The 23,866-nt window shown below is 38.3% G+C and carries 21 protein-coding genes; 7 read left to right on the plus strand and 14 right to left on the minus strand.

Annotation, left to right across the window (positions count from 1 at the left end; all coding sequences use genetic code 11):
• Positions 1 to 82 precede the first annotated feature (82 nt).
• Entirely contained in the window at positions 83 to 1,120 is a 1,038-nt protein-coding gene (locus ABC255_RS21245) for a LacI family DNA-binding transcriptional regulator (RefSeq protein ID WP_412996671.1), read from the minus strand.
• A gap of 150 nt (positions 1,121 to 1,270) precedes the next feature.
• Positions 1,271 to 2,068: a helix-turn-helix transcriptional regulator gene (locus tag ABC255_RS21250; protein WP_412996673.1), complete on the minus strand. Its 798-nt coding sequence runs from the start codon at positions 2,066 to 2,068 to the stop codon at positions 1,271 to 1,273.
• 131 nt (positions 2,069 to 2,199) lie between these two features.
• Here ABC255_RS21250 and ABC255_RS21255 point away from each other — a divergent pair, with 131 nt between their 5' ends.
• Genes ABC255_RS21255 through ABC255_RS21265 form a run of 3 tightly spaced genes read left to right on the plus strand, consistent with a single transcriptional unit; the run spans position 2,200 to position 5,250 of the window.
• Positions 2,200 to 3,360 carry a Gfo/Idh/MocA family protein gene (locus ABC255_RS21255; protein ID WP_412996675.1) on the plus strand — a complete coding sequence of 387 codons (1,161 nt, stop codon included), beginning with the start codon at positions 2,200 to 2,202 and terminating at the stop codon, positions 3,358 to 3,360.
• 25 nt (positions 3,361 to 3,385) lie between these two features.
• The gene (locus ABC255_RS21260) at positions 3,386 to 4,111 is read left to right on the plus strand and encodes a ThuA domain-containing protein (protein ID WP_412996677.1); all 726 of its coding nucleotides are present in this window, start codon (positions 3,386 to 3,388) and stop codon (positions 4,109 to 4,111) included.
• Between the two features lie 47 nt (positions 4,112 to 4,158).
• Positions 4,159 to 5,250, plus strand: coding sequence for a Gfo/Idh/MocA family protein (locus ABC255_RS21265; RefSeq protein ID WP_412996679.1), 1,092 nt, complete (start codon positions 4,159 to 4,161; stop codon positions 5,248 to 5,250).
• A gap of 340 nt (positions 5,251 to 5,590) precedes the next feature.
• On the opposite strand, the gene ABC255_RS21270 is transcribed toward ABC255_RS21265, so the two are convergent.
• The 6 genes from ABC255_RS21270 to ABC255_RS21295 all read right to left on the minus strand — a co-directional run bounded on the left by ABC255_RS21270 (position 5,591) and on the right by ABC255_RS21295 (position 13,908).
• Positions 5,591 to 7,378, minus strand: coding sequence for an ABC transporter ATP-binding protein (locus ABC255_RS21270; protein ID WP_412998609.1), 1,788 nt, complete (start codon positions 7,376 to 7,378; stop codon positions 5,591 to 5,593).
• A 25-nt stretch (positions 7,379 to 7,403) separates the two neighbouring features.
• Complete coding sequence (locus tag ABC255_RS21275) at positions 7,404 to 9,158, minus strand: ABC transporter ATP-binding protein (RefSeq protein ID WP_412996681.1); 1,755 nt, start codon at positions 9,156 to 9,158, stop codon at positions 7,404 to 7,406.
• 74 nt (positions 9,159 to 9,232) lie between these two features.
• The gene (locus ABC255_RS21280; protein WP_412996683.1) at positions 9,233 to 9,679 is read right to left on the minus strand and encodes a MarR family winged helix-turn-helix transcriptional regulator; all 447 of its coding nucleotides are present in this window, start codon (positions 9,677 to 9,679) and stop codon (positions 9,233 to 9,235) included.
• 240 nt (positions 9,680 to 9,919) lie between these two features.
• Positions 9,920 to 11,158: an ammonium transporter gene (locus tag ABC255_RS21285; RefSeq protein ID WP_412998610.1), complete on the minus strand. Its 1,239-nt coding sequence runs from the start codon at positions 11,156 to 11,158 to the stop codon at positions 9,920 to 9,922.
• A 154-nt stretch (positions 11,159 to 11,312) separates the two neighbouring features.
• Positions 11,313 to 11,888 (minus strand): hypothetical protein, encoded by a 576-nt coding sequence (locus ABC255_RS21290; protein WP_412996684.1) that lies wholly within the window; start codon positions 11,886 to 11,888, stop codon positions 11,313 to 11,315.
• A gap of 61 nt (positions 11,889 to 11,949) precedes the next feature.
• Positions 11,950 to 13,908 (minus strand): primary-amine oxidase, encoded by a 1,959-nt coding sequence (locus tag ABC255_RS21295; protein WP_412996685.1) that lies wholly within the window; start codon positions 13,906 to 13,908, stop codon positions 11,950 to 11,952.
• A 272-nt stretch (positions 13,909 to 14,180) separates the two neighbouring features.
• On the opposite strand from ABC255_RS21295, the gene ABC255_RS21300 reads away from it, so the two are divergent.
• The 4 genes from ABC255_RS21300 to ABC255_RS21315 all read left to right on the plus strand — a co-directional run bounded on the left by ABC255_RS21300 (position 14,181) and on the right by ABC255_RS21315 (position 16,992).
• Positions 14,181 to 14,999, plus strand: coding sequence for a helix-turn-helix domain-containing protein (locus ABC255_RS21300; RefSeq protein ID WP_412996687.1), 819 nt, complete (start codon positions 14,181 to 14,183; stop codon positions 14,997 to 14,999).
• A gap of 227 nt (positions 15,000 to 15,226) precedes the next feature.
• On the plus strand, positions 15,227 to 15,874 hold the full coding sequence (hxlA, locus tag ABC255_RS21305; RefSeq protein ID WP_412996689.1) for a 3-hexulose-6-phosphate synthase: 648 nt from the start codon (positions 15,227 to 15,229) through the stop codon (positions 15,872 to 15,874).
• Positions 15,875 to 15,882: 8 nt separating this feature from the next.
• Positions 15,883 to 16,440 (plus strand): 6-phospho-3-hexuloisomerase, encoded by a 558-nt coding sequence (gene hxlB, locus ABC255_RS21310; RefSeq protein ID WP_412996691.1) that lies wholly within the window; start codon positions 15,883 to 15,885, stop codon positions 16,438 to 16,440.
• A 186-nt stretch (positions 16,441 to 16,626) separates the two neighbouring features.
• Positions 16,627 to 16,992, plus strand: a complete 366-nt coding sequence (locus tag ABC255_RS21315; RefSeq protein WP_412996693.1) for a winged helix-turn-helix transcriptional regulator — start codon at positions 16,627 to 16,629, stop codon at positions 16,990 to 16,992.
• A gap of 151 nt (positions 16,993 to 17,143) precedes the next feature.
• Here the strand turns inward: ABC255_RS21315 and ABC255_RS21320 are convergent, their stop codons facing one another.
• From ABC255_RS21320 to ABC255_RS21345, 6 genes are all read right to left on the minus strand, one after another.
• The gene (locus ABC255_RS21320) at positions 17,144 to 17,689 is read right to left on the minus strand and encodes a helix-turn-helix domain-containing protein (RefSeq protein WP_412996694.1); all 546 of its coding nucleotides are present in this window, start codon (positions 17,687 to 17,689) and stop codon (positions 17,144 to 17,146) included.
• A gap of 167 nt (positions 17,690 to 17,856) precedes the next feature.
• The gene (locus ABC255_RS21325; protein ID WP_412996696.1) at positions 17,857 to 18,885 is read right to left on the minus strand and encodes a TRAP transporter substrate-binding protein; all 1,029 of its coding nucleotides are present in this window, start codon (positions 18,883 to 18,885) and stop codon (positions 17,857 to 17,859) included.
• A gap of 211 nt (positions 18,886 to 19,096) precedes the next feature.
• Positions 19,097 to 20,398 (minus strand): TRAP transporter large permease, encoded by a 1,302-nt coding sequence (locus tag ABC255_RS21330; protein WP_412996698.1) that lies wholly within the window; start codon positions 20,396 to 20,398, stop codon positions 19,097 to 19,099.
• Between the two features lie 21 nt (positions 20,399 to 20,419).
• A complete protein-coding gene (locus ABC255_RS21335) occupies positions 20,420 to 20,899 on the minus strand; it encodes a TRAP transporter small permease (protein ID WP_412996700.1) in 480 nt (159 codons plus the stop codon).
• A gap of 140 nt (positions 20,900 to 21,039) precedes the next feature.
• Positions 21,040 to 22,068 (minus strand): TRAP transporter substrate-binding protein, encoded by a 1,029-nt coding sequence (locus ABC255_RS21340; RefSeq protein ID WP_412996702.1) that lies wholly within the window; start codon positions 22,066 to 22,068, stop codon positions 21,040 to 21,042.
• 503 nt (positions 22,069 to 22,571) lie between these two features.
• Positions 22,572 to 23,810 (minus strand): alpha/beta hydrolase, encoded by a 1,239-nt coding sequence (locus tag ABC255_RS21345; protein ID WP_412996704.1) that lies wholly within the window; start codon positions 23,808 to 23,810, stop codon positions 22,572 to 22,574.
• Positions 23,811 to 23,866: the final 56 nt, after the last annotated feature.

Raw genomic sequence — 23,866 nt, forward strand, 5'->3', positions numbered from 1 at the left:
ACTATAACTTTATATTCCTAAAAAACGAAACCCATTTCATAATTATCCTACATCAAGATTTGGTAACGCGCAATATTTTATTTCATTTTTCTGAAAATAATTTACATGAATCTCTTAATATGAGTGATGTTGGAATTACCGTTTCTTTCTTTGCTTCTTTCTCATTAATTAAATCTACTAGTACATTAATAGCAGTTTGACCCAATTGATCATAATTCTGGCTTACAGTCGTAATTCCTGGAGGGAAATGCTTTGCTAAATAAATGTCATCAAACCCAACAACTGAAACATCATCTGGAACCTTTAACCCAAATTTGGTAAGGACCTTTATTACCCCAATCGCTACTAAATCATTGGCACAGATAACCGCAGTTGGCCTCTCTTTTAAAGACAGGAATTGTGCAGCAACTTCTTCACCAGATTCAATACTAAATCCGGCATCCAAAACCCAACCTTTATTGACACTTAGTCCTTTATTTTCCATCACATTAACAAAAGCATTCTTTTTTACATCCGTTGAACTTACACCATCTAGTCCGCCAAGAAATCCAATCTTTTTATGATTTAGATTCACTAAAAGTTCAACCAGCATTTCAACCCCTGATTCTTCATCAGTTCTAACAATATGGGCATCTACCCCCGACATTTGACCATTAACAAAAACAACAGGAACTCTTTCCATTACTTTCTTCATTTCTTCAGCATATTCCTGATCGGTATCAGTGTCATTAATTCTACCGCCAAGATAGATAATTCCATCCACCTGTTTTTCTACTAAACTTTGCAAGTATTTCGATTCATTTTTTGAGTTGTTCATCGTATTGCACAAAAATGTTGTATATCCTAATTCCAATGCATATGCTTCACTTTTTTGAACCAATGTTGAAAAAAATGGATGATTTATGTCTGGTAAGATAAATCCAATGGTTTTCGATTGCTTATGTAATAAGCTTCTTGCTAAGCTATTAGGTCTAAAATTATATTTTTCAATCACATCAACTATTTTCCGCATTGTCTGTGGACGCACCTTTGCATTTCCGGTTAAGACTCTTGAAACTGTAGCTGGAGATACATTAGCTTCTTTAGCAATGTCATATATTGTTATATTTTCCTTTTTCATAACTATCCACCACCGCTAATGATTTCATTGCATCCAAGAAGGTTTAATGAAACCGATTTCATTTAATTGTACTGCTTTAGTATTCTTTAGTCAATACATATTGTTTTAGTTGTATTTACCGGAAATTTGTCGAATCTAGGATCAAGTAATTTAATTGATAGGATACAGATCAATAAACGACTGAGGCTCCTTTTCTCTGTATTCTTTTGGAGTACATAATTTTATCTTTACAAAGTTGCGATTAAAGGACCGTATGCTTTCATAACCACATAGGAAAGCAATTTCAGTAATATTTTTCTCTGTATAGATTAATAGATAACTAGCATAGTTTACTCTGGTTTCATTTAAAAAATCCACAAAAGACATATTAATATGAGTGTTAAAATACTTTGATAAATAGTTATAACTGTAACCTAACGTACCAGCGATACTTTTTAAAGAAATAGTTTCTGTAAAATGGTCCTGAATGAAGGTTAACAACTTATGGAGCAGCTCAGGATCTTCTTTTTCACCTTTAATTAATCTGGTTTGCCCCATTAGCTCTGATAATAATAAATAGAGACTAGCTTTTTGTTCTAGCAGATTTGGGTTATCTTTGAATATTGCCCTAGAGATTAGTGCATTCGCTTCCAATGATAGGTTGAAAACTGGATTTTCAAGTGAACTATTTTCTATCATCTTTTGAAATGTCGGAACATAGTCTGGAGAAAAAATACAAATGTTGGCTCGAGAATGTGATTTTGTCATAAATGAGTGAATTTCATACGGCAATATGAGTAAGAATTGTCCGGTTTTCAACTGGTGACTTTTTTGACTAATAATGACTTCCATTTCTCCATCAACAAGGAATAATAATTCAAAACCACGATGGAGATGGCTTGGAAAATTCAGATCCAATGTATGATAGTTTGATATGTAATCAAAATGGTGTGCTTGATATATTAACATACTAGAACATCCCCAGTAGAGAGTAAATTTTGTCTAGGATTATATAAGTTTTTACTTGTTGTGTCAAACCTGTAAATGATAGATTTATGGATATTAGAGTTTTCTTAATGACACACAAAAGGAGATACGATATGGAAAAAATTAAAATTGGAATGGTCGGTTACAAATTTATGGGAAAAGCACACAGTCATGCTTACCGGGATCTTCCACTCTTTTTCCCAAATACCGTTCATCCTGAGATGAAGGTTATTTGCGGTCGTGACCTAAATGGTGTGACAGTTGCAGCCAAGCAATTTGGCTGGGAGGAATATACCACCGACTGGAAAAGCCTCTTAGTAAGAGATGACATCGATTTAATCGATATTAATGCACCTAGTGATGTACATAAAGAAATAACCATTGCTGCTGCACAAGCAGGCAAACATGTCTTTTGCGAAAAACCGTTAGCGCTTACATTGGAGGACTCTAGAGAAATGCTTAATGTCGTTGAGGCTGCTGGAGTCAAACATATGGTTGGATTTAATTATCGTTTTGCCCCTGCTGTTATGCTGGCAAAAAAGCTAATTGACGAAGGAAGGCTCGGCAATATCTATCATTTCCGTGCCTGTTTTTTACAGGATTGGCTCGTGGATCCAAACTTCCCGCGTGTCTGGAGACTTCAGAAAGAAATTGCAGGTTCCGGCTCTCATGGAGACCTCGGGGCTCATTTAATCGATCTATCTCACTACCTAATTGGCGATATTACCGAGGTAATTGGTATGAACCAAACGTTTATTAAAGAACGGCCAATTCCTTCTCAGATGACGGGCTTATCAGCAAAAGGCAATGATAGTAATGAAAAGGGCGCAGTGACAGTGGATGACGCTACCCTATTTTTAGCTCGATTTGCTAACGGCGCTCTAGGAAGCTTTGAAGCTACTCGCTTTGCAGCTGGACACCGCTGTACAAATTCATTTGAGATTAATGGGAGTAAGGGCAGTGTTATCTTTGATTTTGAACGGATGAATGAACTACAAGTTTATTTCGTAGAGGACCGAGAAGATGTTCAAGGCTTCCGCCGCGTTTTAGCAACGGACCCTTCGCACGCTTATGCGGAAAACTGGTGGCCGCCGGGTCATACAATTGGTTATGAGCATACGTTTATTCATGAAATTGTTGAACTTATGGAGTCATTCCGAGAAAAGCGACAGCCAGTTCCAAACTTCCGTGATGGCGTAAAGTGTCAGGAAGTGTTAGAAGCAGTTGATTTATCGATTGAAAAACGCCAATGGATCCGAATTTCTGAAGTTTAAAAAAATATAAAGGAGTGCTTTTACCATGAAAAAAAGTGCATTGATTGTTTGGGGTGGATGGGATGGCCATCAGCCTGAGCAGGTAGCAGAAATTTTCAAAGGAATCCTTGAGGAAGAAAACTTCCAAGTAGAGGTATCCCATTCACTTGACTCTTATGCAGACAAGGAAAAGTTAAAATCCTTGGATTTAATCTTACCCCACTGGACGATGGGTGAAATCGAAAGAAAGTATGTCTTAAATATCTCTGAAGCAGTTGCAGCAGGTGTTGGGTTAGCTGGGTGCCATGGAGGAATGTGTGACTCATTCCGTAATAATGTGGACTGGCAATTTATGACGGGTGGTAATTGGGTCGCCCATCCTGGAAATGATGGTGTGGAATACACGGTAAACATCAAACATACCTCAAGTCCACTATTAGAAGGTCTATCCGATTTTAAAGTTACTAGTGAGCAATATTACCTTCACTACGATCCAGCTGTTGAAGTATTAGCTACCACTCGCTTCCCGGTTGTTGACGGCCCACATGCAGCGAATAAAGCAGTTGATATGCCTGTAGTATGGACCAAACGCTGGGGTCTGGGAAATGTGTTTTATAGTTCATTAGGCCATCAAGCTAATATCATTGCCATGCCGGAAGTTTCACTCATTATGCGCCGTGGATTTTTGTGGGCCTCTGAAGGAAGAAAACATGATGTAGCGTCTATTTATGGAAATGTACGGACCTACACTGGCATGGGAGATAGTCAGTAAGAAAAGAGGAAGGCAAGCTAATCACAAAAAAGAAACTGGAGGTTCTTATGAAAAAACTTAAAATCGGTATCATTGGTTGTGGAAATATTAGTTCTATTTATATGGAAAACTGTCAGAAGTTCCCTCACCTTGAGCTAATTGCTTGTGCGGACTTAGATGTACAGCGAGCACAATTACAAGCTGAAAAGTATGGTGTCCCTAGGGCTTGTTCCGTGGAAGAGCTTCTGTCTGACCCAGCGATTGAACTCGTCATTAATCTAACCATTCCTAAAGCACATGCCTCGGTCTGCATCCAGGCACTTGAAGCAGGCAAGCATGTTTATACAGAAAAGCCACTGGCTGTGACTCGCGAGGAAGGAAAACAGATTTTAGAAACAGCTAAGAAGCATAATCTTCTCGTTGGCAGTGCACCTGACACCTTCTTGGGTGCTGGTATTCAAACTGCAATCCATTTAATTGAACAAGGTGAAATTGGTACACCGATTGGTGCGTCTGCATTCATGATTTGCCGCGGGCACGAACATTGGCATCCAGACCCTGCATTTTATTATGATATTGGCGGTGGTCCGATGTTTGATATGGGACCTTATTACTTAACAGCCTTAGTAGCTCTATTAGGACCGATCAAACGAATTTCTGGTTCCACTCGTATCAGTTATCCTGAAAGAACGGTGCTGAGCACACCAAAGGCAGGTACTAAAATTGAAGTATCAACCCCTACACATATCTCAGGTGTAATTGATTTTGCATCGGGGGTCATTGGAAGTATTACCACAAGCTTTGATGCCTTTGGCGGTACATCGCTGCCCCCTATTGAGATTTATGGCAGTGAAGGAACGCTACTTGTTCCTGACCCTAATACGTTCGGTGGTCCAGTAAAAATAAGGAAACGTGACGAAAAAGAATTTAAAGAGGTACCTCTTACATTTGGATATTCCCAAAACAATAGAGGGCTTGGCGTTGCTGATATGGCGAAGGCAATCCTCGAAGGCGGGACATATCGAGCAAACAGCGAATTAGCGTACCACGTATTAGAAGCGATGCATGGCTTCCATGATTCCTCGGATAGTGGCAAACATTATATAATGGAAAGTACCTGTGAGCGTCCTGAATCAGTGACTTTGGAATTGCAGGCTTAGGAAATTCGATATAATAGAAATACTTCCTTAAACGATATAATAGGGCTCCCCCATTCTTGGAGAGCCCTTTTTACTATGAAAAACTTATACTATTGAACAGGTTGGTATGTTAATGTTCCTAGTATTGTTCCTCTTACACTATGTTTTCGCAGTTCCTAGGAACGATTTTACGAGTATTGTTCCCTCGAACCCTCGTTTTCGTTGTTTAAGGGGCCGATTCTTCAAGAATCGTTCCCTCAAACTCCGTTATCATGGTTCAAGGGAACAATATATGCAGAATGATTCTGTGGTGTTATTTAATGAGCTAACAGGTCCGCTTAGAAATTATTGAAGCTTTAAATTACGAAGCTACTTCAAACTGACTATTATAAAGCTCAGCATAAAAACCATTTTTCGAAAGTAATTCTTCGTGATTTCCACTTTCGATAATGTCTCCATCCTTCATAACAAGGATTAAGTCTGCATTTTTAATTGTAGAAAGCCTGTGGGCAATGACGAAAGATGTTTTTCCAACAGTCAATTTATCCATCGCCTGTTGAATCAATACTTCAGTTCGGGTATCAATCGAACTTGTCGCCTCATCTAAAATCAGTAATGGTTTTTTATCTACCATCGCCCGTGCAATGGTAATAAGCTGTTTTTGTCCAGCTGAAAGATTTGCTTTATCATCGAGTAACGTATCATATCCCATTGGCAGGGTTTTAATGAAGTGGTGCAGACCCACTGATTTACATGCCGCCACTACTTCTTCATCACTTACGCCATGTCTCGAATAGACAATATTTTCACGAATGGTTCCTTCGAACAGCCACGTGTCTTGCAGAACCATACTGAAAAGATCATGAATGTTATCCCGCGTGAGGTTATTAATCGGAACACCGTCAATCATTATTTCTCCACCATTTACTTCATAGAAACGCATTAGCAGGTTGACCAATGTTGTTTTACCAGCACCTGTTGGCCCGACAATCGCCACTTTTTCTCCTGCTTTAGCAGTTGCCGAAAAGTTATTGATAACCATTTTATCTTCACTATAGCCAAAGCGAACATTCTTAAACTCGACATCACCGATGGCCGCTTCAAGCTTTTCTCTTTTATCATTTTCATTAGCAAGCTCTTCCTCAGCAAGAAATTCAAAAACACGTTCACTGGCAGCCGCTGTTGACTGGAGGTTAGTGGCTGCTTGAGCAAGCTGTGTAAGAGGCTGCGTAAATAAGCGGATATAAAGCATAAATGCAACGATTACACCAAATGAAATTATATTATTCACGGCGAGTACTGCCCCAACAATACATACAACCACAAATCCAAAATTACCAACAAACATCATTAACGGCATCATAAGTCCTGACATGAATTGAGATTTCCATGCGCTCGTATATAGTCTTGTATTAATCTCATGGAAGGTCTCCCGTGCTTCTTTCTCACCGTTATAAACCTTCACAACGTTGTGTCCAGAATAAATTTCTTCAATATGACCATTTAGTTTACCTAGCTCTTTTTGCTGCTGAGCAAAGTATCTTTGTGATTTAGAGATAATGAATGTCATTAGTCCAAACCCTACTATAGTAGAAAGTATTGCAGAAATGGCCATGATCCAATTGGTATAGAACATCATGATGAGTGATCCAACAAACATAGTTATAGCTGAAACAAGTGTACTTAAGCTCTGGTTCATCGTTTGTCCAATCATATCAACATCATTCGTTACGCGGCTTAGAACGTCTCCAGTACTTGTAGAGTCAAAATATTTTAAAGGTAAACGATTGATTTTGGTTGATAGGTCTGTCCGCAGGTTCTTTGAAACACGCTGCGTGACCGTAGCCATGATGAATCCTTGAACATAGTTAAACAAAAATCCTAATCCATAAAGGAATGCAAGAAGGCTTGCGATACTGACAACTGCATCAAGATCTATGCTAGTCATCATTCCTTCTGTAATCAAATCTGTAATATCACTGAGAATATCCGGTCCAATAATATTGAAAACAGAGCCTGCCATTGCAAGGATCAATGCAATAATAATAGCTGGTAAATATACCCTGCAATAGGAGATTAGTTGCTTCATCGTATTCTTAAAATCTTTAGGTTTTTCTCCACGCCCCCCTTTTCCATGGGGAGATTTCATATCAGCGCCACTTTTCTGATTTTTCTTACCCAATTTCAAGCTCCTCCTTTGATAACTGAGAATAAGCAATTTCCTGATAAACACTGCAATTTTGCATTAACTCATCATGTGTACCAATGCCCACTACTTCACCGTCATCCAGTACTACAATCCGGTCCGCATCCTTAATGGTACCGATACGCTGTCCCACTATTAACGTGGTGGCATCTTTTGTTTCTTTTTTGAGTTTTGACCGTAATACTCGATCTGTCTTATAATCAAGCGCTGAAAATGAATCATCGAAAATATAGATTTCTGGCTTTCTGTGAACTGCCCTTGCGATCGACAATCTTTGTTTCTGTCCCCCAGAAACATTGGTACCTCCTTGAGAAATCGAGGCATTATACTGGTTCTCCATCTTCTCGACAAATTCAGTTCCTTGTGCAATATCTACTGCCTTCTTAACTGCTGTTTCATTCGATCCACTGTCCCCATATGCTACATTTGTAGTAACTGTACCACTAAACAAAATGGCTTTTTGAGATACATATCCGAGCTTTTTGCGTAAAGATTCCTGGGTATAGCTTTTAACATTAACACCATCGATTAACACTTCCCCTTCTGTTGCATCAAAATAGCGAGGAATAAGGTTAAGTAGTGTACTCTTACCACTGCCTGTTGAACCAATAAATGCTACCGTTTCACCTTTACTAGCCTTGAAACTAACATTTCGGAGGATATATTCGGCTGCGTCAGGATATTTAAAGCTTACATTTCGGAATTCAATTTCCCCTGAAAGACCTTTCTCTCCTACTGTCACGTTTCCATCAATGATCTTAGCTTCGGTATCTAGTACCTCTAGAATTCGTTTTGCAGAAACGGAAGCACGAGGAAGCATGATAAATACAAATGAAAGCATCATAAAAGCCATAATAACCTGCATGGCATAAGATGAGAAAACAACCATGTCTGAAAACAAGGATAAACGGTCCGGAAGTGCAGCAGAGTTAATTAACACTGCACCAATCCAATAGATTGCTAGACTCATACCTGACATGATAATTCCCATCGTTGGCATCATAATAGCCATTGCTCTGCTGGTGAAAAGATTTGTATTGGTAAGATTTTTGTTAGCTTCTTCAAATTTCTTTTCCTGATAACCGCCAGCATTATAAGCATGCACAACCCGAATGCCAGTTAAGTTTTCTCTTGTTACACGATTCAAGTTATCGGTTAAACCTTGAATAATTTTGAATTTGGGCATTGCAATGAAAATTAGTATACATAGCATCAAAATTAGGAATAAAACGGCAAATCCAGTAGCAGCTGTCCATTGCCAGCTCTTTCCCATCATTTTCATGACAGCCCAAACAGCTAAAATCGGGGCCTTTACGATTACTTGAAGTCCCATAGAGATTAACAGTTGGATCTGAGTGATATCGTTCGTTGAACGGGTAATCAGGCTTGCCGTTGAGAAGCCATTGATCTCTTCGATTGAAAAAGACATCGTCTTCTCGAATACCATAGCCCTAAGACGAACAGAAAACCCAGCTGCGACTTTGGCTGCAAAAAAGCCAACAATAATAGAAGCAATCACACTGCCAACCGCACACAAAAGCATATATCCTCCTTGGAGGAGAACATCGCTCATCTTACTTCCTTCTGTCTGTACCAGCATGGTGATTTCATGCATATAATCTGGAAGCTTCAAATCTAGGTAAACCTGTGTCACAATGAATACCAAACTGCACAGTATTAATAGGTATTCTTTTTTCTGTAAGTATTTAAAAATTTTCAGCATGTATATCCCTCCTGTGAACCATTTACATTAAACCTAATAGTGTTAGATACTTTTTAAAAAAATAGACAGACCCACTATTCATGCCTGCATTCTTGATCATTCATTTCATTGGTAATATCCTTTATCCGTTTAATAATTCGAATTAATTCCTGAGCATCTTTTTCACCAAGTTTTTGAAGTGTTTGCTGCATCATTGAAATCAGTTTATTGTATTCTTCCATCATAAAACTTTTACCAGATTCAGTTATCGTAACAATAACCATCCGTTTGTCATTCTCATCCTTGTTTCGTTCAATAAATCCTTTTTTGGCTAAACTGTTGAGGGCAGATGCAACACGAGGGGTGGTAAGATCCAACTTTTCACTTAGATCACCTGATGGAACCCCGTTACTTCCAAAAGTAAGAAACCCTAAAATTCTTCTCTCTCCATGAGAAAGATCATCAACTTTCTTCTGAAATGGCAGTTTAGCTGTTCTAGTCATAATATGAAACAGTTCTTCCGCCAACGCTTTGAAATCCATAACAAACCCCTTCCGAAAAATATCTAATACTATTAGATAATAATTCAATTTGGAGCATATTGTCAAGAATTTGATACTCCTTTTTTAAATAAATAAAAGTGAAATGGATTAGTTAAAGTCTATCTCACCCGTCAATATCCCATGATGAATGAAAAAAAACAAGCAGCTAATAACTAGTGCTTGTTTTAAAAGGAAAACCTTATTTCCTATACAGATTCTTATTTTTCAGTTCAAGACTATTTAAGAAACATTTGAATCACTAGGTATTTCTAAAGGTTGAAACGTTGAACTATAAGCCCTCTCTTCATGAAGACTAATGTCTAGGCCCATTAATTCTTCTTCTTGCGTTACCCGTAAAGGAACAAATAGTTTCACTACTTTTAAGATGACGAAGGTTCCGACAACACCAAGAATAATCGCTGTAGCTACACCCACAAATTGGTGTATAACCATTTCAGGATTACCATATAGCAACCCATCATTACCTGCAGGATTTACACTTGTGGTTGCAAAGATTCCTGTTGCAATCGACCCCCAGATTCCTGCAAGACCATGAACACCGAATGCATCTAATGTATCATCGTATTTGAATTTTTCTTTAATAAAGTTGATTCCATAATAACTGACCGGTGCTGAAAGCAAGCCAATAATGATAGCTGAGGGAACCGTTACAAACCCTGCGGCAGGAGTGATTCCTACTAGACCTGCGATTGCTCCTGTAGCTGCCCCGACTAAAGTTGGCCGTTTGCGAACTTTCCATTCTATTAATAGCCAACATAAACCACCAGCAGCTGCAGCAACCTGGGTATTGGCAAATGCAAGAGCTGTTACGTCATTTGCACCTAAAGCACTACCTGCATTGAAGCCAAACCATCCAAACCATAGTGTTGAAGCACCGATTAAGAATAGAACCACATTATGTGGAGTATGTTTTTTCTTTAAATGTTCATACCTAGGTCCTATAATTATGGCTGCGGTAAGTGCACTAACCCCAGATAGAATATGAACAACTGTACCACCTGCAAAGTCAAGTTCACCAAGTTGAGCTAACCAACCGCCTCCCCAAACCCAGTGAGCCATTGGAGAATAAATAAAGGTCATCCACAAAAAGGTAAAGAGAATCCAAGCTGGGAAAGAAATACGACCTGCAATTCCCCCAGAAATGATTGCAACGGTAATAGCGGCGAAGGCACATTGGAAGATGGCAAAGGTATAATGCGGAATGCTGTATGAACCAAATGCCGCTTCTCCTCCAACCCCATTAAATCCTAAATAATCGAGCCCGCCAATCAGGCCGCCTTTATCAGGTCCAAAACTTAAGGTGTAACCCCAAAATACCCATACGAGTGTCACAATTAATAAGCTTACAAAACTATGCATCATTGTCGAAACCACGTTTCGATCACTCACTAATCCTCCATAAAAAAGAGCTAATCCTGGAACATGCATGAATATAACGATCGCCGTTGCAATTAACATCCAGGTTGTATCCCCTGAATCAACTACTGGTGCTGTTGTGGCTGCAAACGCATTGATTGGAACAATGAAAAGAAAGGCAAGAAATGTGAATAAGACCATACTCTGTTTTTTACGCAACATACCAATACCTCCTTAGAGTTAATTTGTTTTTAGTTTAATGCTGGTGTTGATGATTCATATTCATCTCCGGCATATCAACCGGAACATGAGTATGTGTCTCCATTGTTACAGCAATACCTATTACAGAAATGGATAGAACCAATGAAAGCAAAAGCGGAGTTATTTTGATTTTTGTCATTACATTTTGTTTTACAGCCTCTTTATTTACCATAAACATTAAAGATATGATAGATAGTAAATAGATGATATCCATTGAAACAATGATAAAAGTTTGACGGTTTTCCGGGGTCATATCTCCAAGCATCGCCCCCATCATGGCTCCCATAAAGCTGGCAGATAATGCTTCAATAATCCCAGAAACTCCGAAATGTTTACCAATGAAGCAGGCAGAAACAGCGCTAACCAAAATGGATAATACCGTAGAATACGCTAGTTCTCCTGGCATTACTAGAGCAAGGATGAGACCAATCATTGTACTGCTTACCATTCCTACTCCCATAGAAATACACTTTCCTGTTGCTGGACTAACACATTGTTTTTTTGAAGCAATGTGTATACTAAAGAAAATAGTGTAACCAACAATTAATGCTGAACTAATAAAAACTAACATACCTTCACCTCCATTTATAATTCGGGAGCTGGTGAAAAACCAACTCCCGTTTTTTTACTTATTAATGGCAAGAATCACCTTTTGTCATACTGCAAGATGTTTTTGCTTTTGGCCGTGGCAGGTCTAGGGCTGGATTACGATCAAAGAATCCTACTGGTTTCAATTGGAAGCTTTGATACGCAGTTGGCATTACCGGCCAGTCCTCTGGTCTAGTAATATGGTGATGCCCCATTGTGTACCATACAACAATATCTTCATTTTCAATATTGCGGTCAGCTTTTACATAATGCTCTAAGCTATCTCCCCCTTTTGATTGGTTCGGATATTTTCCAGAGGCATATATTTGGTCACGATCATATTTTGTAACATGGAGATGATTTTTGATAAATCCTGCACGTTTAATGACACTAGCCTCATCAGTAGCGAACGGAAGACAGTTTTCACCAGTAACAATTTTATATCCGACTGGTTGGCCAACGAAGTTTTTCGAATTCGGATTGACAATTTTCCATGTTTTTTGGGTAGCCAAATCAATATTACTTACTGATTCTGATTCTGTTTTAAAGGCTTTTGCAATCGTATAGAAGGCATTGTTATTTGGATTTTCTGGTCCTGCCTTTTCTGCAACTGTGTAAGATTCAACCAAAGAGTTTTTCACCCCATCAAGGATAGGATCGATTCGGAAGTTAAAGAAATGCTGGTGATATGGAGCGTTCACTCGTGGTGCAACCTCTGTTCCATATTTAGGAACTTCCCCTTCATCTAATGCACCCACGTTTAAAATACCAGTTAATTTCACTTCACACTCGATTGTTCCATCTGGATAGAAAGACCAGAAGAATCCATAATCATAGTTTGCAACTGTTGCAAAGAAAGAAATAACTAGACGACGAGAACGTCTTACTTCTACACGGTTTGTCCTCCAATCTGTATGTTTCCATGCGACCCCATAATCTTCTTCATGAAGACAAACCGCATTTTTCACTGTAAATGGTTCGCCTTTACTATTTGACATCACTGCATCAAAGTATTTAATATACCCTACACAGTCACAACCTAACTCCAAAGAATTGGCAAGCTGACCAATTCCGTATTCCCCTGCATCGAACGCATTTTGCCAGTTATGTGCTGGGTTTATATCACTGTAAGGTACCACCATTTCAGATAATGCAGCACGGTAAAGAATTGGACGAACCTTTCCTTTATCCTCATATCCTACAGTGTGAAGAACAAGCCCTTCTCTTGGCGTAAATCCAAAACGAATATTCCATTTTTGCCACTTAATAGAATGACCATCAATTTCGAAGCTAGGGCCTTCAGGTTGAATGATATCCAATGGTTTTACATCTTGGCGAATATCAATCGGGTAACTATTTGCTTCTTCCGGAGTATAAGCAGCATCTGTTGGCGGAATTGGTTTCACTCCATAGTCCTCAATACGGATAATTTCCATTTTATTTACATCAACAACCGGAATTAGACCTGTAATCGGATAAGCATATCCATTTTCTCCTTCAGCTGGCCTTACCCAAGCTAACGCACGAACAAGTCGTTTCCCTTCATCTTCTGGGATACCAAAGTAACCCGATGACCATGGATCAACCATCACTAAACTTGGATCGGTGATGCCGCGTTTTAAAAGGGCAGCTTGATAATCTGGGTCATTTTTCACTAATTCTTCGACTGCATCAAATTCATCAAGGATAAAACCTGGGCGAACATCTGGAATAAATTCATAGGAAACCACTTGTTCTTTTGAAAGAGAAACAATCGCTTCAAACGTTTCATTCGTTTCTGGTTCTAATAGAATAATAAAAACTTCTCTTTCAAACGATTCTCCCTTTTTAAAATTTAGAACCAATTCTTTTTCAGGTTCATTTAATACCACCTGGGCAAACCGAGCAGATTCAGTTAGGTTCATTTCGCTTCTAAGAATCGCCACCGCTTTTGTGATTTCCTCTGATGTTAATGGCTCTAAAGGATGTGTAGCTTGATTTACTTTCATTTCGGATGCTTTCATACGTTTACCTCCCATTATTTGATAAATATGATTTGATTTTTTCGGGTTGTTCTTAACTACACATTTAGAATACCTAGTTATTTGTCGAATTTATTGTAAAAATCGAACCTGTGTTACGTTTTTTCATTTTGTATGTTAGAAGTCCTTACATAAAACTGTAATAAACATGAAAATATTATTATTATTTTGTTATGAATTCTAACTAATCAATTAATCCTGTTTCATCTAATCGTCTTCACCTTCTGCGTTAATTAATGAAAGGAGTACTTCACATGAGTACATTATTAGAAAACCAATTCTATTTTCCTTCTCAACCAGAGATCAAACAAAATACACTTTTCTATCAAGAACTTAAACCTGCGGGTGCTTGGTATAACAAGGATATTGCCTTGTTCTATCAATTTACTACAAAGCCAGAAACCTCTACGTTTCTATCACTTATTCCTGATGGATGTTTTGACTTTTTATTCTGCTGTGATCCTGCAGCTCCATCTGCATATTTATGGACCAGTCCTTTATATCGAAAAAAACAGCCCGAATTTCGAAAGGATTGCCACTACTTTGGCGTTCGATTTTTCCCCGAACAAAGTATTTTCAAATTTACCGAATCAATGAACCTCCTTCTTGCTCAGCAAATCCCGTTATTTGAGGTCATGAATGAGGTGGAGCCATTGGTTGAGTTAATTATTTCTGGGAACTCATTTAGCGAGAGAATAGAATTATTTGGAGATTATTTACAAGAAAAACAGTTGATAATAGGAAAGGATCAAAAAATGGTCCGATATGCCATTGATCAGATTTATTCGTCACGGGGAACTGTGAATGTCCAGGACTTATCAAATTTAATAGGTTATTCTGAACAGCATATACGCAGGAAGTTTGAATCCTATATTGGCTTTTCTCCTAAGCAATTTTGTCAAATCGTTCGCTTCCAAAATACGTTAGATACGTTTTTAGAAAGCAAAGGAGAAGATTTACTAGATATTATCTATGAAAATGGTTACTATGATCAGGCTCACTTCATAAAAGGTTTTAAAAAGTTCATACAATTAACTCCAAAACAATATAAAAAAATATTTACGATAGTATGAAACCCTATTTGAATAAAATAAACAAAAGCCATCTGCTTTAGTCTCCTTCTGATTCTAAACGGATGGCTTTTCAGGCTACTTTTTATTATAAGGTTATAGCGATAGAGTCCCATAGTATACTTTTATACACTATCTGATTTTAAAGTGCGTACTTTTTTTAAAAGTTTCTGAGAATTACAATGAATCTAAGCTTTACAAATTGAAAAGAAAAAGGAGAGACTTTTATTATGAAATTACAATTAGCTTTAGATCTTGTTGATATTCCGGGTGCAATTGAATTGGTTAACGAAGTTAAGGATTATGTGGATGTTGTTGAAATTGGCACACCAGTGGTCATTAATGAAGGTCTTAAAGCGGTAAAGGAAGTAAAAAACGCATTTCCTCAATTAACGGTGTTGGCTGACCTTAAAATCATGGATGCAGCTGGATATGAAGTGAGCCAAGCCTCTGCAGCTGGTGCTGACATCATTACCATTCTTGCTGCGGCTGAAGATGAATCGATTAAAGGAGCAGTAGAAGAAGCTAAGAAACAAGGTAAACAAATTCTTGCAGATATGATCTCCGTAAAAGATATTGCAGCCCGTGCGAAAGAACTAGATGAACTTGGCGTTGATTATATTTGTGTTCATACAGGTTACGATCTACAAGCGGTTGGAAAAAACTCATTTGAAGATCTTGCCACCATTAAAAGTGTTGTTAAGAATGCAAAAACAGCTGTTGCAGGTGGAATTAAATTAGAAACACTACCAGAAGTCATTAAACAACAACCAGACCTAGTGATTGTAGGCGGAGGTATTACTAGTAAAGAAGATAAAAAATCAACGGCAGCGAAAATGCAAGAATTGATTAAACAAACTGTCGTTCAAGTAGGATAATTGGAACCATGATAACGACTCAATATTTAGATGTAGTGGTTCAAGAATTAAGCCGCACAATTGAACTAATCTCAGATGAAGAGGCTGAGGAATTAGTAAATAAAATTCTGGAATCAAACAAAATCTTTGTTGCAGGAGCTGGCCGATCTGGTTTTATGGGCAAATCTTTTGTTATGCGAATGATGCATATGGGGATTGATGCTTATATCGTTGGTGAAACTGTAACAGCAAACTTAGAACCAGGTGATCTATTAATCCTTGGATCCGGTTCAGGAGAAACCAAAACCTTGGTTGCCTTTGCTGAAAAAGCTAAAAACATTGGTGGAACCGTTGCCGCCATAACGATTTCTCCTGATTCTACAATCGGAAAACTGGCTGATATTGTTGTTAAGCTACCGGGCGCTCCAAAAGATCAATCAACTGGGGATTACCAAACAATTCAACCAATGGGATCTCTTTTTGAGCAAACGATGTTGTTGTTTTACGATGCTCTGATTTTAAGATTTATGGAAAAAAAAGGTCTGGACTCAAATAAAATGTATGGTAAGCATGCAAATCTGGAATAAAATAATCCATAAATAGAATATGCTCTAAAGACCATAAATTCACTCTCTTAAAAGAATTTGTGGTCTTTGTTTTTTTCTGCAATGTTGTTTTTTTACAATCTTTTTTTAATATACATAAGTAAACTTGAAAAATGAAAGTTTACTATATAAAGTTTATGATAGAACAAACAATAGGAGGGAAAAAACATGAGTCATCTACGAGGAAAAACATTTAATTGTGAAAAAGAACTTACTCTTTCAATAATCGGCGGGAAATGGAAAATGTTAATTTTATGGTACCTAGGAAAACAAGGAACCCAACGTTTTGGCGAACTCAGAAGGTTAATTCCAGATATTACACAACGAATGCTTGTAAATCAATTGAGAGAGCTAGAAGAGGATTATATTATTCATCGCGAAGTGTACCCAGTTGTCCCTCCAAAAGTAGAGTATTCACTGACGTTACAAGGGGAAAGTTTAATGCCGATACTAGAAGCGATGTATGAATGGGGAAAGAACTACAAGGAAGTAAACCATCATAATGAGGTAAAATACATCAATGGAGCACAGTAAATCTATATTTATATTTATTTAAAACACCACAACCACAATATACCAATTACTTCCTACCAGTGTTTTATTTTTTAATTAACTTGCATAAAACACTGGTCATTGATTATTGTATAAATTATCATACTGAACACGATTGTTAAATACTTTATCTTTAGCATTTCCACTTTCTTATTTTTTTTTGATAAGTTAATGGTGTTAATCCAGTAAATTTCTTAAATGCCCTGCTAAAATAAGCAGGGTTATTTTTAAAGCCTATTTTTTCTGCTACATCAGAGATTTGTAATTTGTTAGTTTGTGTGATGAGCTCCATAGCCCTATTCATACGATATTGCATCAAGTATTCAGTAAAGGTTTGCCCTGTTTCTTTTTTAAATTGCTTACCTAAATAGTCCTTATTCATAAAAATTTTTTCTTGAGCCAGCCACTTTAATGTTAGATCAGGATTACTTATGTGTTTATCAATCTCTTCAAATATTTGATTTATTACCATACTATATTGTTTGGCATTGTTGATTTGGTATACTTTGCCTAGATTATTTGAAATGTTAATTAAATCTGTTTTAATAGAATCTAGATTATCCGTTTGAAAAACAACTAAAAGTGCACCAGAATGATAATAATGGAGCTTAGAATTTTCCATTGCAGATACTTTATCATTAATTGGATTGTTATTTAACAGATAATTAATCTGATTCATGTATTCCCCTCCTAACTAAATACGCCCTTTTGATTTATCCATTAAATATTTGCTATCGTTCTTTTCCAGAGGGCAAGCCTATCACTCTCATTCAAATAGAAAAGGCCAAGCGATGTTTCCGCCGCTTATCATTTTGACTTGCATGGCGGAGCTTGACCTTCTCCCTTTTATTTTAGAGCTTCAATCGCATCCATGATTTCTTTGATTTTAGGATTTTTCTTGCTATATTCCTCATGCATAGGCTTTACCTTTTCGATAAACGGCGCTTTATCGACTTCGTTAAATTTCACGCCCATCTTGGACTCCGCTTCCGTTTTTGCCTCTTCGATTGCTTTATTCCATAGTTCTTTTTGGTATTCTGTAGAGGACCCCGCTGCTTCCGTTAGGATTTTCTGTTGTTCTTCAGATAAGCTGTCCCATGTAGTAGCACTCATAACGAGAATATCTGGAATCATGGTATGTTCATTGATCGAAAACTCTTTTGCAACTTCTCCGTGCTTTCCAGTTGTTAATGCGGTTTCATTACTTTCCGCACCATCAATAACTCCCGCTTGCAGTGCCGTATAAACCTCTCCATACGCCATCGGTGTTGCGTTCCCGCCTAGTAATTTCACCATGTCTATTGCTGTCGGTGAATCCTGAACACGAATCTTTAACCCTTTTAAATCTTCTGGCTTGTTGATCGCCTTATCTTTTGTATAGAAGCTTCTCGCTCCAGAATCATAGTAGGTCAAACCTACAAATTTTTTATCCTTGTTTGCCAGGTAAAGCTTTTGAACCGCTTCCGATTCCATCGATTTATAAAAATGATCCTTGCTGACAAATAAATATGGAAGGCTGAAAACAGCATATTCAGGAGCAAAGCTCTCCAAAGCTGCAGCGCTCACTTTCGTCATATCTACAGCTCCACCTTGCAGCTGCTCTAATACTTCCTTTTCTGCTCCAAGAACACCATTTGCAAAAATTTGAACTTTCATTTTTCCATCCGACTTTTCTTCCACCTTCTTGGAGAAATCCTCAAGGGCTATGTGAACAGGATGGTCTTCACTCATGTTATGGGCAAGCTTAAAAGTTTTCTCCTCTACCGCTGTTTCCTTCCCTCCTGCGTCAGCTGCATTACTTCCTGCATTGCCACATCCAGCCAAAAGTCCAGCTGCTAAAATCCCAGTTGAAACAAAAGATAACCATTTTCTCATTACAATCGACCCCCATTTTTTCATTTTTTAATTATTCCTAAGTATCAGAATTTTAATTCTGACGAAAAAAAGAGACCACAACAGAAGGACCTTTATAAAAACAGGCCAACCGCGTGAGTCTCCATTTCTCCGTCACATATTATTAACTTAAATACTATGTTAATAGTTTTTGAAAGCGATGTCAACTAAATAATAGTTTGTGCCATTCTAACTACATTGCTCCAAATAGTTTGGGAACAAACAAAGTAATAGCTGGAATATACGTTACTAGCAGCAAGGTAACAATTAGACCCGCCATGAAAATCAATAACGGTTTTGTTACAGCCTCAATGCTGACTCCTCCGACACTACATCCGACAAACAAGCTGCTTCCGGATGGCGGACTTACGATACCAATACAAAGATTAAAGACCAAAATAATTCCAAAATGTACAGGATCCATACCTATGTGAGTGACAATTGGCAAAAAGATAGGGGTGAAAATAAGGATCGCTGGTGTAATATCCATTACTGTGCCGACTAATAGCAATACGACATTCATAATTAATAGAATAATGATAGGGTTATCTGAAATGGATAACACAGCCTGACTGATCGCAGCTGGTATGCCGCTAAACGCCATTACCCAGGACATGATCGATGAAGCTCCGACAAGGAATAGTACAATTCCTGTCATAACAACTGTTTCACCTAAAATCTTAGGCACTTGTGACCACTTTAACGTTTTATAAATGATAGAAAGAATGACGGAATATAATACAGCGATGGCAGAACCTTCCGTTGCAGTAAAGACTCCAGCTACAATTCCCCCGATAACAATCACTATGAGCAATAAGCTTGGAATAGCCTCAAGAATGATTTTTGTAGCCTCTGAAAAGCTCGGTCTTTTTGCTACTGGATAATTCTCTTTTTTAGCAATATAGTAGGCTATAGCCATTACTGTTAGCCCCATTAGGATTCCCGGTACATAGCCTGCTAAAAATAACGCGGCAATGGAAGTTCCTCCACTGACCATCGAGTAAATAATTAATGCTCCGCTCGGAGGAATCAATAGACCTGCAGGGGAAGATGCAATATTTACAGCGGCAGAATATGCTTTGTTATACCCTTCCTTTTCTTGAAGAGGAGCCATCGTACCACCGATAGCAGCTGCTGCCGCTACTGCGGAACCTGAAATTGACCCAAACAGCATGTTCCCTACCACATTCGTATGAGCTAGTGATCCAGGAAGTCTGCCGCCCATCAACTTTGCAAGGTTGATGAGACGCAATGCGATACCCCCGTTGTTCATAATAATCCCCGATAAAATAAAAAAGATAACAGCCAATAGGGAAAAACTATCTATTCCAGTTACTAGTTTTTGAGCTGCTGTAAAAATAGCAACGTCAAACGGTACAATCATGATCGCGGCAATAAAGGATGCTATCCCAGTCGCTACAGAAATCGGAACTCCCATTACCATTAATATAATAAAACTTATGACCATCACTAAACCTGTTTCAATCGCACCCATGAAAAATTCCTCTTTTCATCTCTATAAAATTTCTTCTTTCTTTTTCAACCAATCGGGCATATTTAATAGTTGATAAATGATAATAATCGTTCCGGAAATCGGTACGATGGAATAGATCACTCCCATTGGAATTTGCAGAATCGGTGTCAATTGTGTCATAGTCGTAGATACAATGTTTAAACCGCCTTTAATCATGACTGCACCAGCAAATCCAATAATGAACAAATCATTAACCATTCTAAGGGTTTTTTGATTTTTACCTTTTAATTTATCCAATAAACCGGTTATCGCCAAATGCTCGTTTGTACCGAAAGCATAACTTGCACCCAACATCGTGGTCCATATGAGTCCGAAACGAAGCAACTCTTCTGTAATCGTGCTCGGATCACCTAATACATATCGGCTAAATACCTGCCAAATTGCACCGATAACCATGATTATGGTGAATACGCCCCCTACAAACATAATCAACTTATTCAGGAAACTTCGTATTGTTTTCATAACCTTAACTCCTTCTATTAAATCGGTGTCTTTCTTTTACAATGGTAACTTTGTTACTCTCATTTAAATAGAAAGGGCAAGCCATGGTTTCCTCCGCTATCATTTAGACTAGCAAATCGTTAGCTTGACCTTTCTCCTTTTTATTTTAAAGCTTCAATCGCATCCATGATTTCTTTGATTTTAGGATTTTTCTTGCTATATTCCTCATGCATCGGCTTTACCTTTTCAATAAATGGCTCTTTATCAACTTCGTTGAATTTCACGCCCATCTTGGACTCTGCTTCTGTTTTTGCCTCTTCGATTGCTTTATTCCATAGTTCCTTTTGGTATTCTGTAGAAGACCCCGCTGCTTCCGTTAGGATTTTCTGCTGTTCTTCAGATAAGCTATCCCATGTAGTAGAACTCATAACTAGAATATCTGGGATCATGGTATGTTCATTGATTGAAAATTCTTTCGCAACTTCTCCATGCTTTCCAGTTGTTAATGCGGTTTCATTACTTTCCGCACCATCAATAACTCCCGCTTGCAGTGCCGTATACACCTCTCCATACGCCATCGGTGTTGCATTACCGCCTAGTAATTTCACCATATCGATTGCTGTCGGTGAATCCTGAACACGAATCTTTAATCCTTTTAAATCTTCTGGCTTGTTGATCGCCTTATCTTTTGTATAGAAGCTTCTCGCTCCAGAATCATAGTAGGTTAAACCTACAAATTTTTTATCCTTGTTTGCCAGGTAAAGCTTTTGAACCGCTTCCGATTCCATAGATTTATAAAAATGATCCTTGCTGACAAATAAATATGGGAGGCTGAAAACTGCATATTCAGGAGCAAAGCTCTCCAAAGCAGCGGCGCTCACTTTCGTCATATCTACAGCTCCACCTTGCAGCTGCTCTAATACTTCTTTTTCTGCTCCAAGAACACCATTTGCAAAAATTTGGACTTTCATTTGCCCATCAGACTTTTCTTCCACCTTCTCGGCGAAATCAGCAAGGGCTATGTGAACCGGATGGTCTTCACTCATGTTATGGGCAAGCTTAAAAGTTTTCTCCTTTACTTCTGTTGCCTTTCCGCCTGCATCAGCTGTATTGTTTCCTGCATTGCCGCATCCAGCCAAAAGTCCAGCTGCTAAAATACCAGTTGTAACAAAAGATAACAATTTTCTCATTACAATTGACCCCCATTATCTAAATTATTTACTTTTCTTAAATCTCAGAAAATTTAATTCGTAGTTATTTGCTTGTTTATACTATGCTATAATCATTTACCCCCCATATACTCCTGCATTAAACGTGATGTAAAATTTTCGTCTTAATTCATTTCAAATGAAGAGTGACATCTTTTTCCCCTTTTCAAATCTGTAAACCTTTAAGATTATGACGAAAAAAAAGAGACCCACAACAGAAGGACCTGAATAAAATATCAGGCAATCCGTGTGAGTCTCCATTTCTCCGTCACATATTATTAACTTAATTACTATAATAATAGGTTTTGAAAACGATGTCAATCCGTTTTTTTCATAACTTCCCCTTATAGACTCAAAACTACAGAAAGTGAATTTGAGCCTAATAATTGAAAACTATTAAAAAGCCCCACAAGATGAACTTGTGGGGCTGCATTTAATATATTTGCTCAATGCTTCATACTTTATCAGTCTTCCCTTTATCTAGATCACTTCCACAAGTGATTCTCTACAAATTCAGCATAAAACAACTGCCAAACTTCCCAGTCATGCGCAGCAGGAATCTCAAGATAAGAGTGGCCGATATTCCTATCATCCAGTGCCTTGCTTAAATCTTGTACAGGTTTAAGCCCAAAATCCCAAGTACCAGCACCCATCATAACGGAAGGTTTGTCCAAATTGCTGTAAGTGTCGATATTATTCAGTTCATCTCCAGTAGCAGCTGCACTCCAAATACCAAAATAAGCAAACTCATCAGCATGGTGATAATACATACGGCTGGTGGTTATTCCACCCATCGACAAACCAGCGTAAGCGCGACCCTCAGGGTTATCAGATACATTATAGTGAGATTCAATATAAGGCATAATATATTTAAACTGGTCTTCTTCTATTTTTTTGTAGTCCCATCCAAAATCTTGATTATTCATGGTGACTACAACAAATGGCTCAGCCGTTCCATCTGCAATCAGATTATCCATAATATTAGCCACTGCACCCTCGTTCATCCAGCGCAGTTCATTGCCATACTTATCGCCAGAATTGCCATGGGACAGGTAAAGCACCTTGTATGGTTTGTTGCGGTTTTCATTGTATCCGTGTGGCAGGTAAACAGCAAGCCCGCGTGTATCACCGGCAGCTCCGGTATAGGCTACGGTTTCTACTTTGCCATTCTTATTTTTGCGGGGAAGTTCTACCGAGCGATCCGCCCACTCTCCCGTTCCCATTGTTTTCGAATTATACGGAACATAGACCATGCTTGACAAGCTATCAATTCCTGTCGCAGTATTCATTAGCGTCGGATTGTTAGGGTCATCCAGTCTTGCGGTTGTAGTACCATCCGGATTAGTAATTCGGAAATTGTAGACAAACGCCCCGCTAGAAAGAGGAACTCTGACTCCCCACAAATTTTTGCCCAGCTTTTCCATCGATACATAATATGTAGTATCAGCATTACCGCCAGCAGGGAACATACCCGCTTTATACTCCTCCGGTTTATACGGGCGAGTAAATCCATCTTCGATTGTGAAATGAAGGAATGTGTCGCTATAGAGTTCAACCTTTGTTGCTGCTTTAGTCTCATCCTCATAAATAAACGTTGCATAATAGCCGGTCGGAGAAGCAGCATTCGCCTCCACAGTTACACCAGGTTTATAACCAGCGTAATCACCACCAGATGAGTCTGAGGCAAAGACAGACTTATTGTTGCTAAAACCCGAGCATAACAAGAAAACCATGATTCCTAAAATTAAAACTCTTTTCATTACCTTACTCCTTTCTCTTA

The organism is Neobacillus canaveralius (genome assembly GCF_047237705.1).
Taxonomy (GTDB): domain Bacteria; phylum Bacillota; class Bacilli; order Bacillales; family Cytobacillaceae; genus Neobacillus; species Neobacillus niacini_K.

Excerpts from the sequence above, each read along its gene's own strand:
- ABC255_RS21245 (WP_412996671.1), bottom strand. The coding sequence starts at position 1,120 with ATGAAAAAGGAAAATATAACAATATATGACATTGCTAAAGAAGCTAAT.
- ABC255_RS21270 (WP_412998609.1), bottom strand. The coding sequence starts at position 7,378 with ATGAAATCTCCCCATGGAAAAGGGGGGCGTGGAGAAAAACCTAAAGAT.
- hxlB (WP_412996691.1), top strand. The coding sequence starts at position 15,883 with ATGATAACGACTCAATATTTAGATGTAGTGGTTCAAGAATTAAGCCGC.
- ABC255_RS21275 (WP_412996681.1), bottom strand. The coding sequence starts at position 9,158 with ATGCTGAAAATTTTTAAATACTTACAGAAAAAAGAATACCTATTAATA.
- ABC255_RS21250 (WP_412996673.1), bottom strand. The coding sequence starts at position 2,068 with ATGTTAATATATCAAGCACACCATTTTGATTACATATCAAACTATCAT.
- ABC255_RS21335 (WP_412996700.1), bottom strand. The coding sequence starts at position 20,899 with ATGAAAACAATACGAAGTTTCCTGAATAAGTTGATTATGTTTGTAGGG.
- ABC255_RS21315 (WP_412996693.1), top strand. The coding sequence starts at position 16,627 with ATGAGTCATCTACGAGGAAAAACATTTAATTGTGAAAAAGAACTTACT.
- ABC255_RS21290 (WP_412996684.1), bottom strand. The coding sequence starts at position 11,888 with ATGTTAGTTTTTATTAGTTCAGCATTAATTGTTGGTTACACTATTTTC.
- ABC255_RS21285 (WP_412998610.1), bottom strand. The coding sequence starts at position 11,158 with ATGTTAATTGCAACGGCGATCGTTATATTCATGCATGTTCCAGGATTA.
- ABC255_RS21340 (WP_412996702.1), bottom strand. The coding sequence starts at position 22,068 with ATGAGAAAATTGTTATCTTTTGTTACAACTGGTATTTTAGCAGCTGGA.
- ABC255_RS21325 (WP_412996696.1), bottom strand. The coding sequence starts at position 18,885 with ATGAGAAAATGGTTATCTTTTGTTTCAACTGGGATTTTAGCAGCTGGA.
- ABC255_RS21260 (WP_412996677.1), top strand. The coding sequence starts at position 3,386 with ATGAAAAAAAGTGCATTGATTGTTTGGGGTGGATGGGATGGCCATCAG.
- ABC255_RS21295 (WP_412996685.1), bottom strand. The coding sequence starts at position 13,908 with ATGAAAGCATCCGAAATGAAAGTAAATCAAGCTACACATCCTTTAGAG.
- ABC255_RS21265 (WP_412996679.1), top strand. The coding sequence starts at position 4,159 with ATGAAAAAACTTAAAATCGGTATCATTGGTTGTGGAAATATTAGTTCT.
- ABC255_RS21280 (WP_412996683.1), bottom strand. The coding sequence starts at position 9,679 with ATGGATTTCAAAGCGTTGGCGGAAGAACTGTTTCATATTATGACTAGA.
- ABC255_RS21255 (WP_412996675.1), top strand. The coding sequence starts at position 2,200 with ATGGAAAAAATTAAAATTGGAATGGTCGGTTACAAATTTATGGGAAAA.
- ABC255_RS21320 (WP_412996694.1), bottom strand. The coding sequence starts at position 17,689 with ATGAATCAGATTAATTATCTGTTAAATAACAATCCAATTAATGATAAA.
- ABC255_RS21330 (WP_412996698.1), bottom strand. The coding sequence starts at position 20,398 with ATGGGTGCGATTGAAACAGGTTTAGTGATGGTCATAAGTTTTATTATA.
- hxlA (WP_412996689.1), top strand. The coding sequence starts at position 15,227 with ATGAAATTACAATTAGCTTTAGATCTTGTTGATATTCCGGGTGCAATT.
- ABC255_RS21300 (WP_412996687.1), top strand. The coding sequence starts at position 14,181 with ATGAGTACATTATTAGAAAACCAATTCTATTTTCCTTCTCAACCAGAG.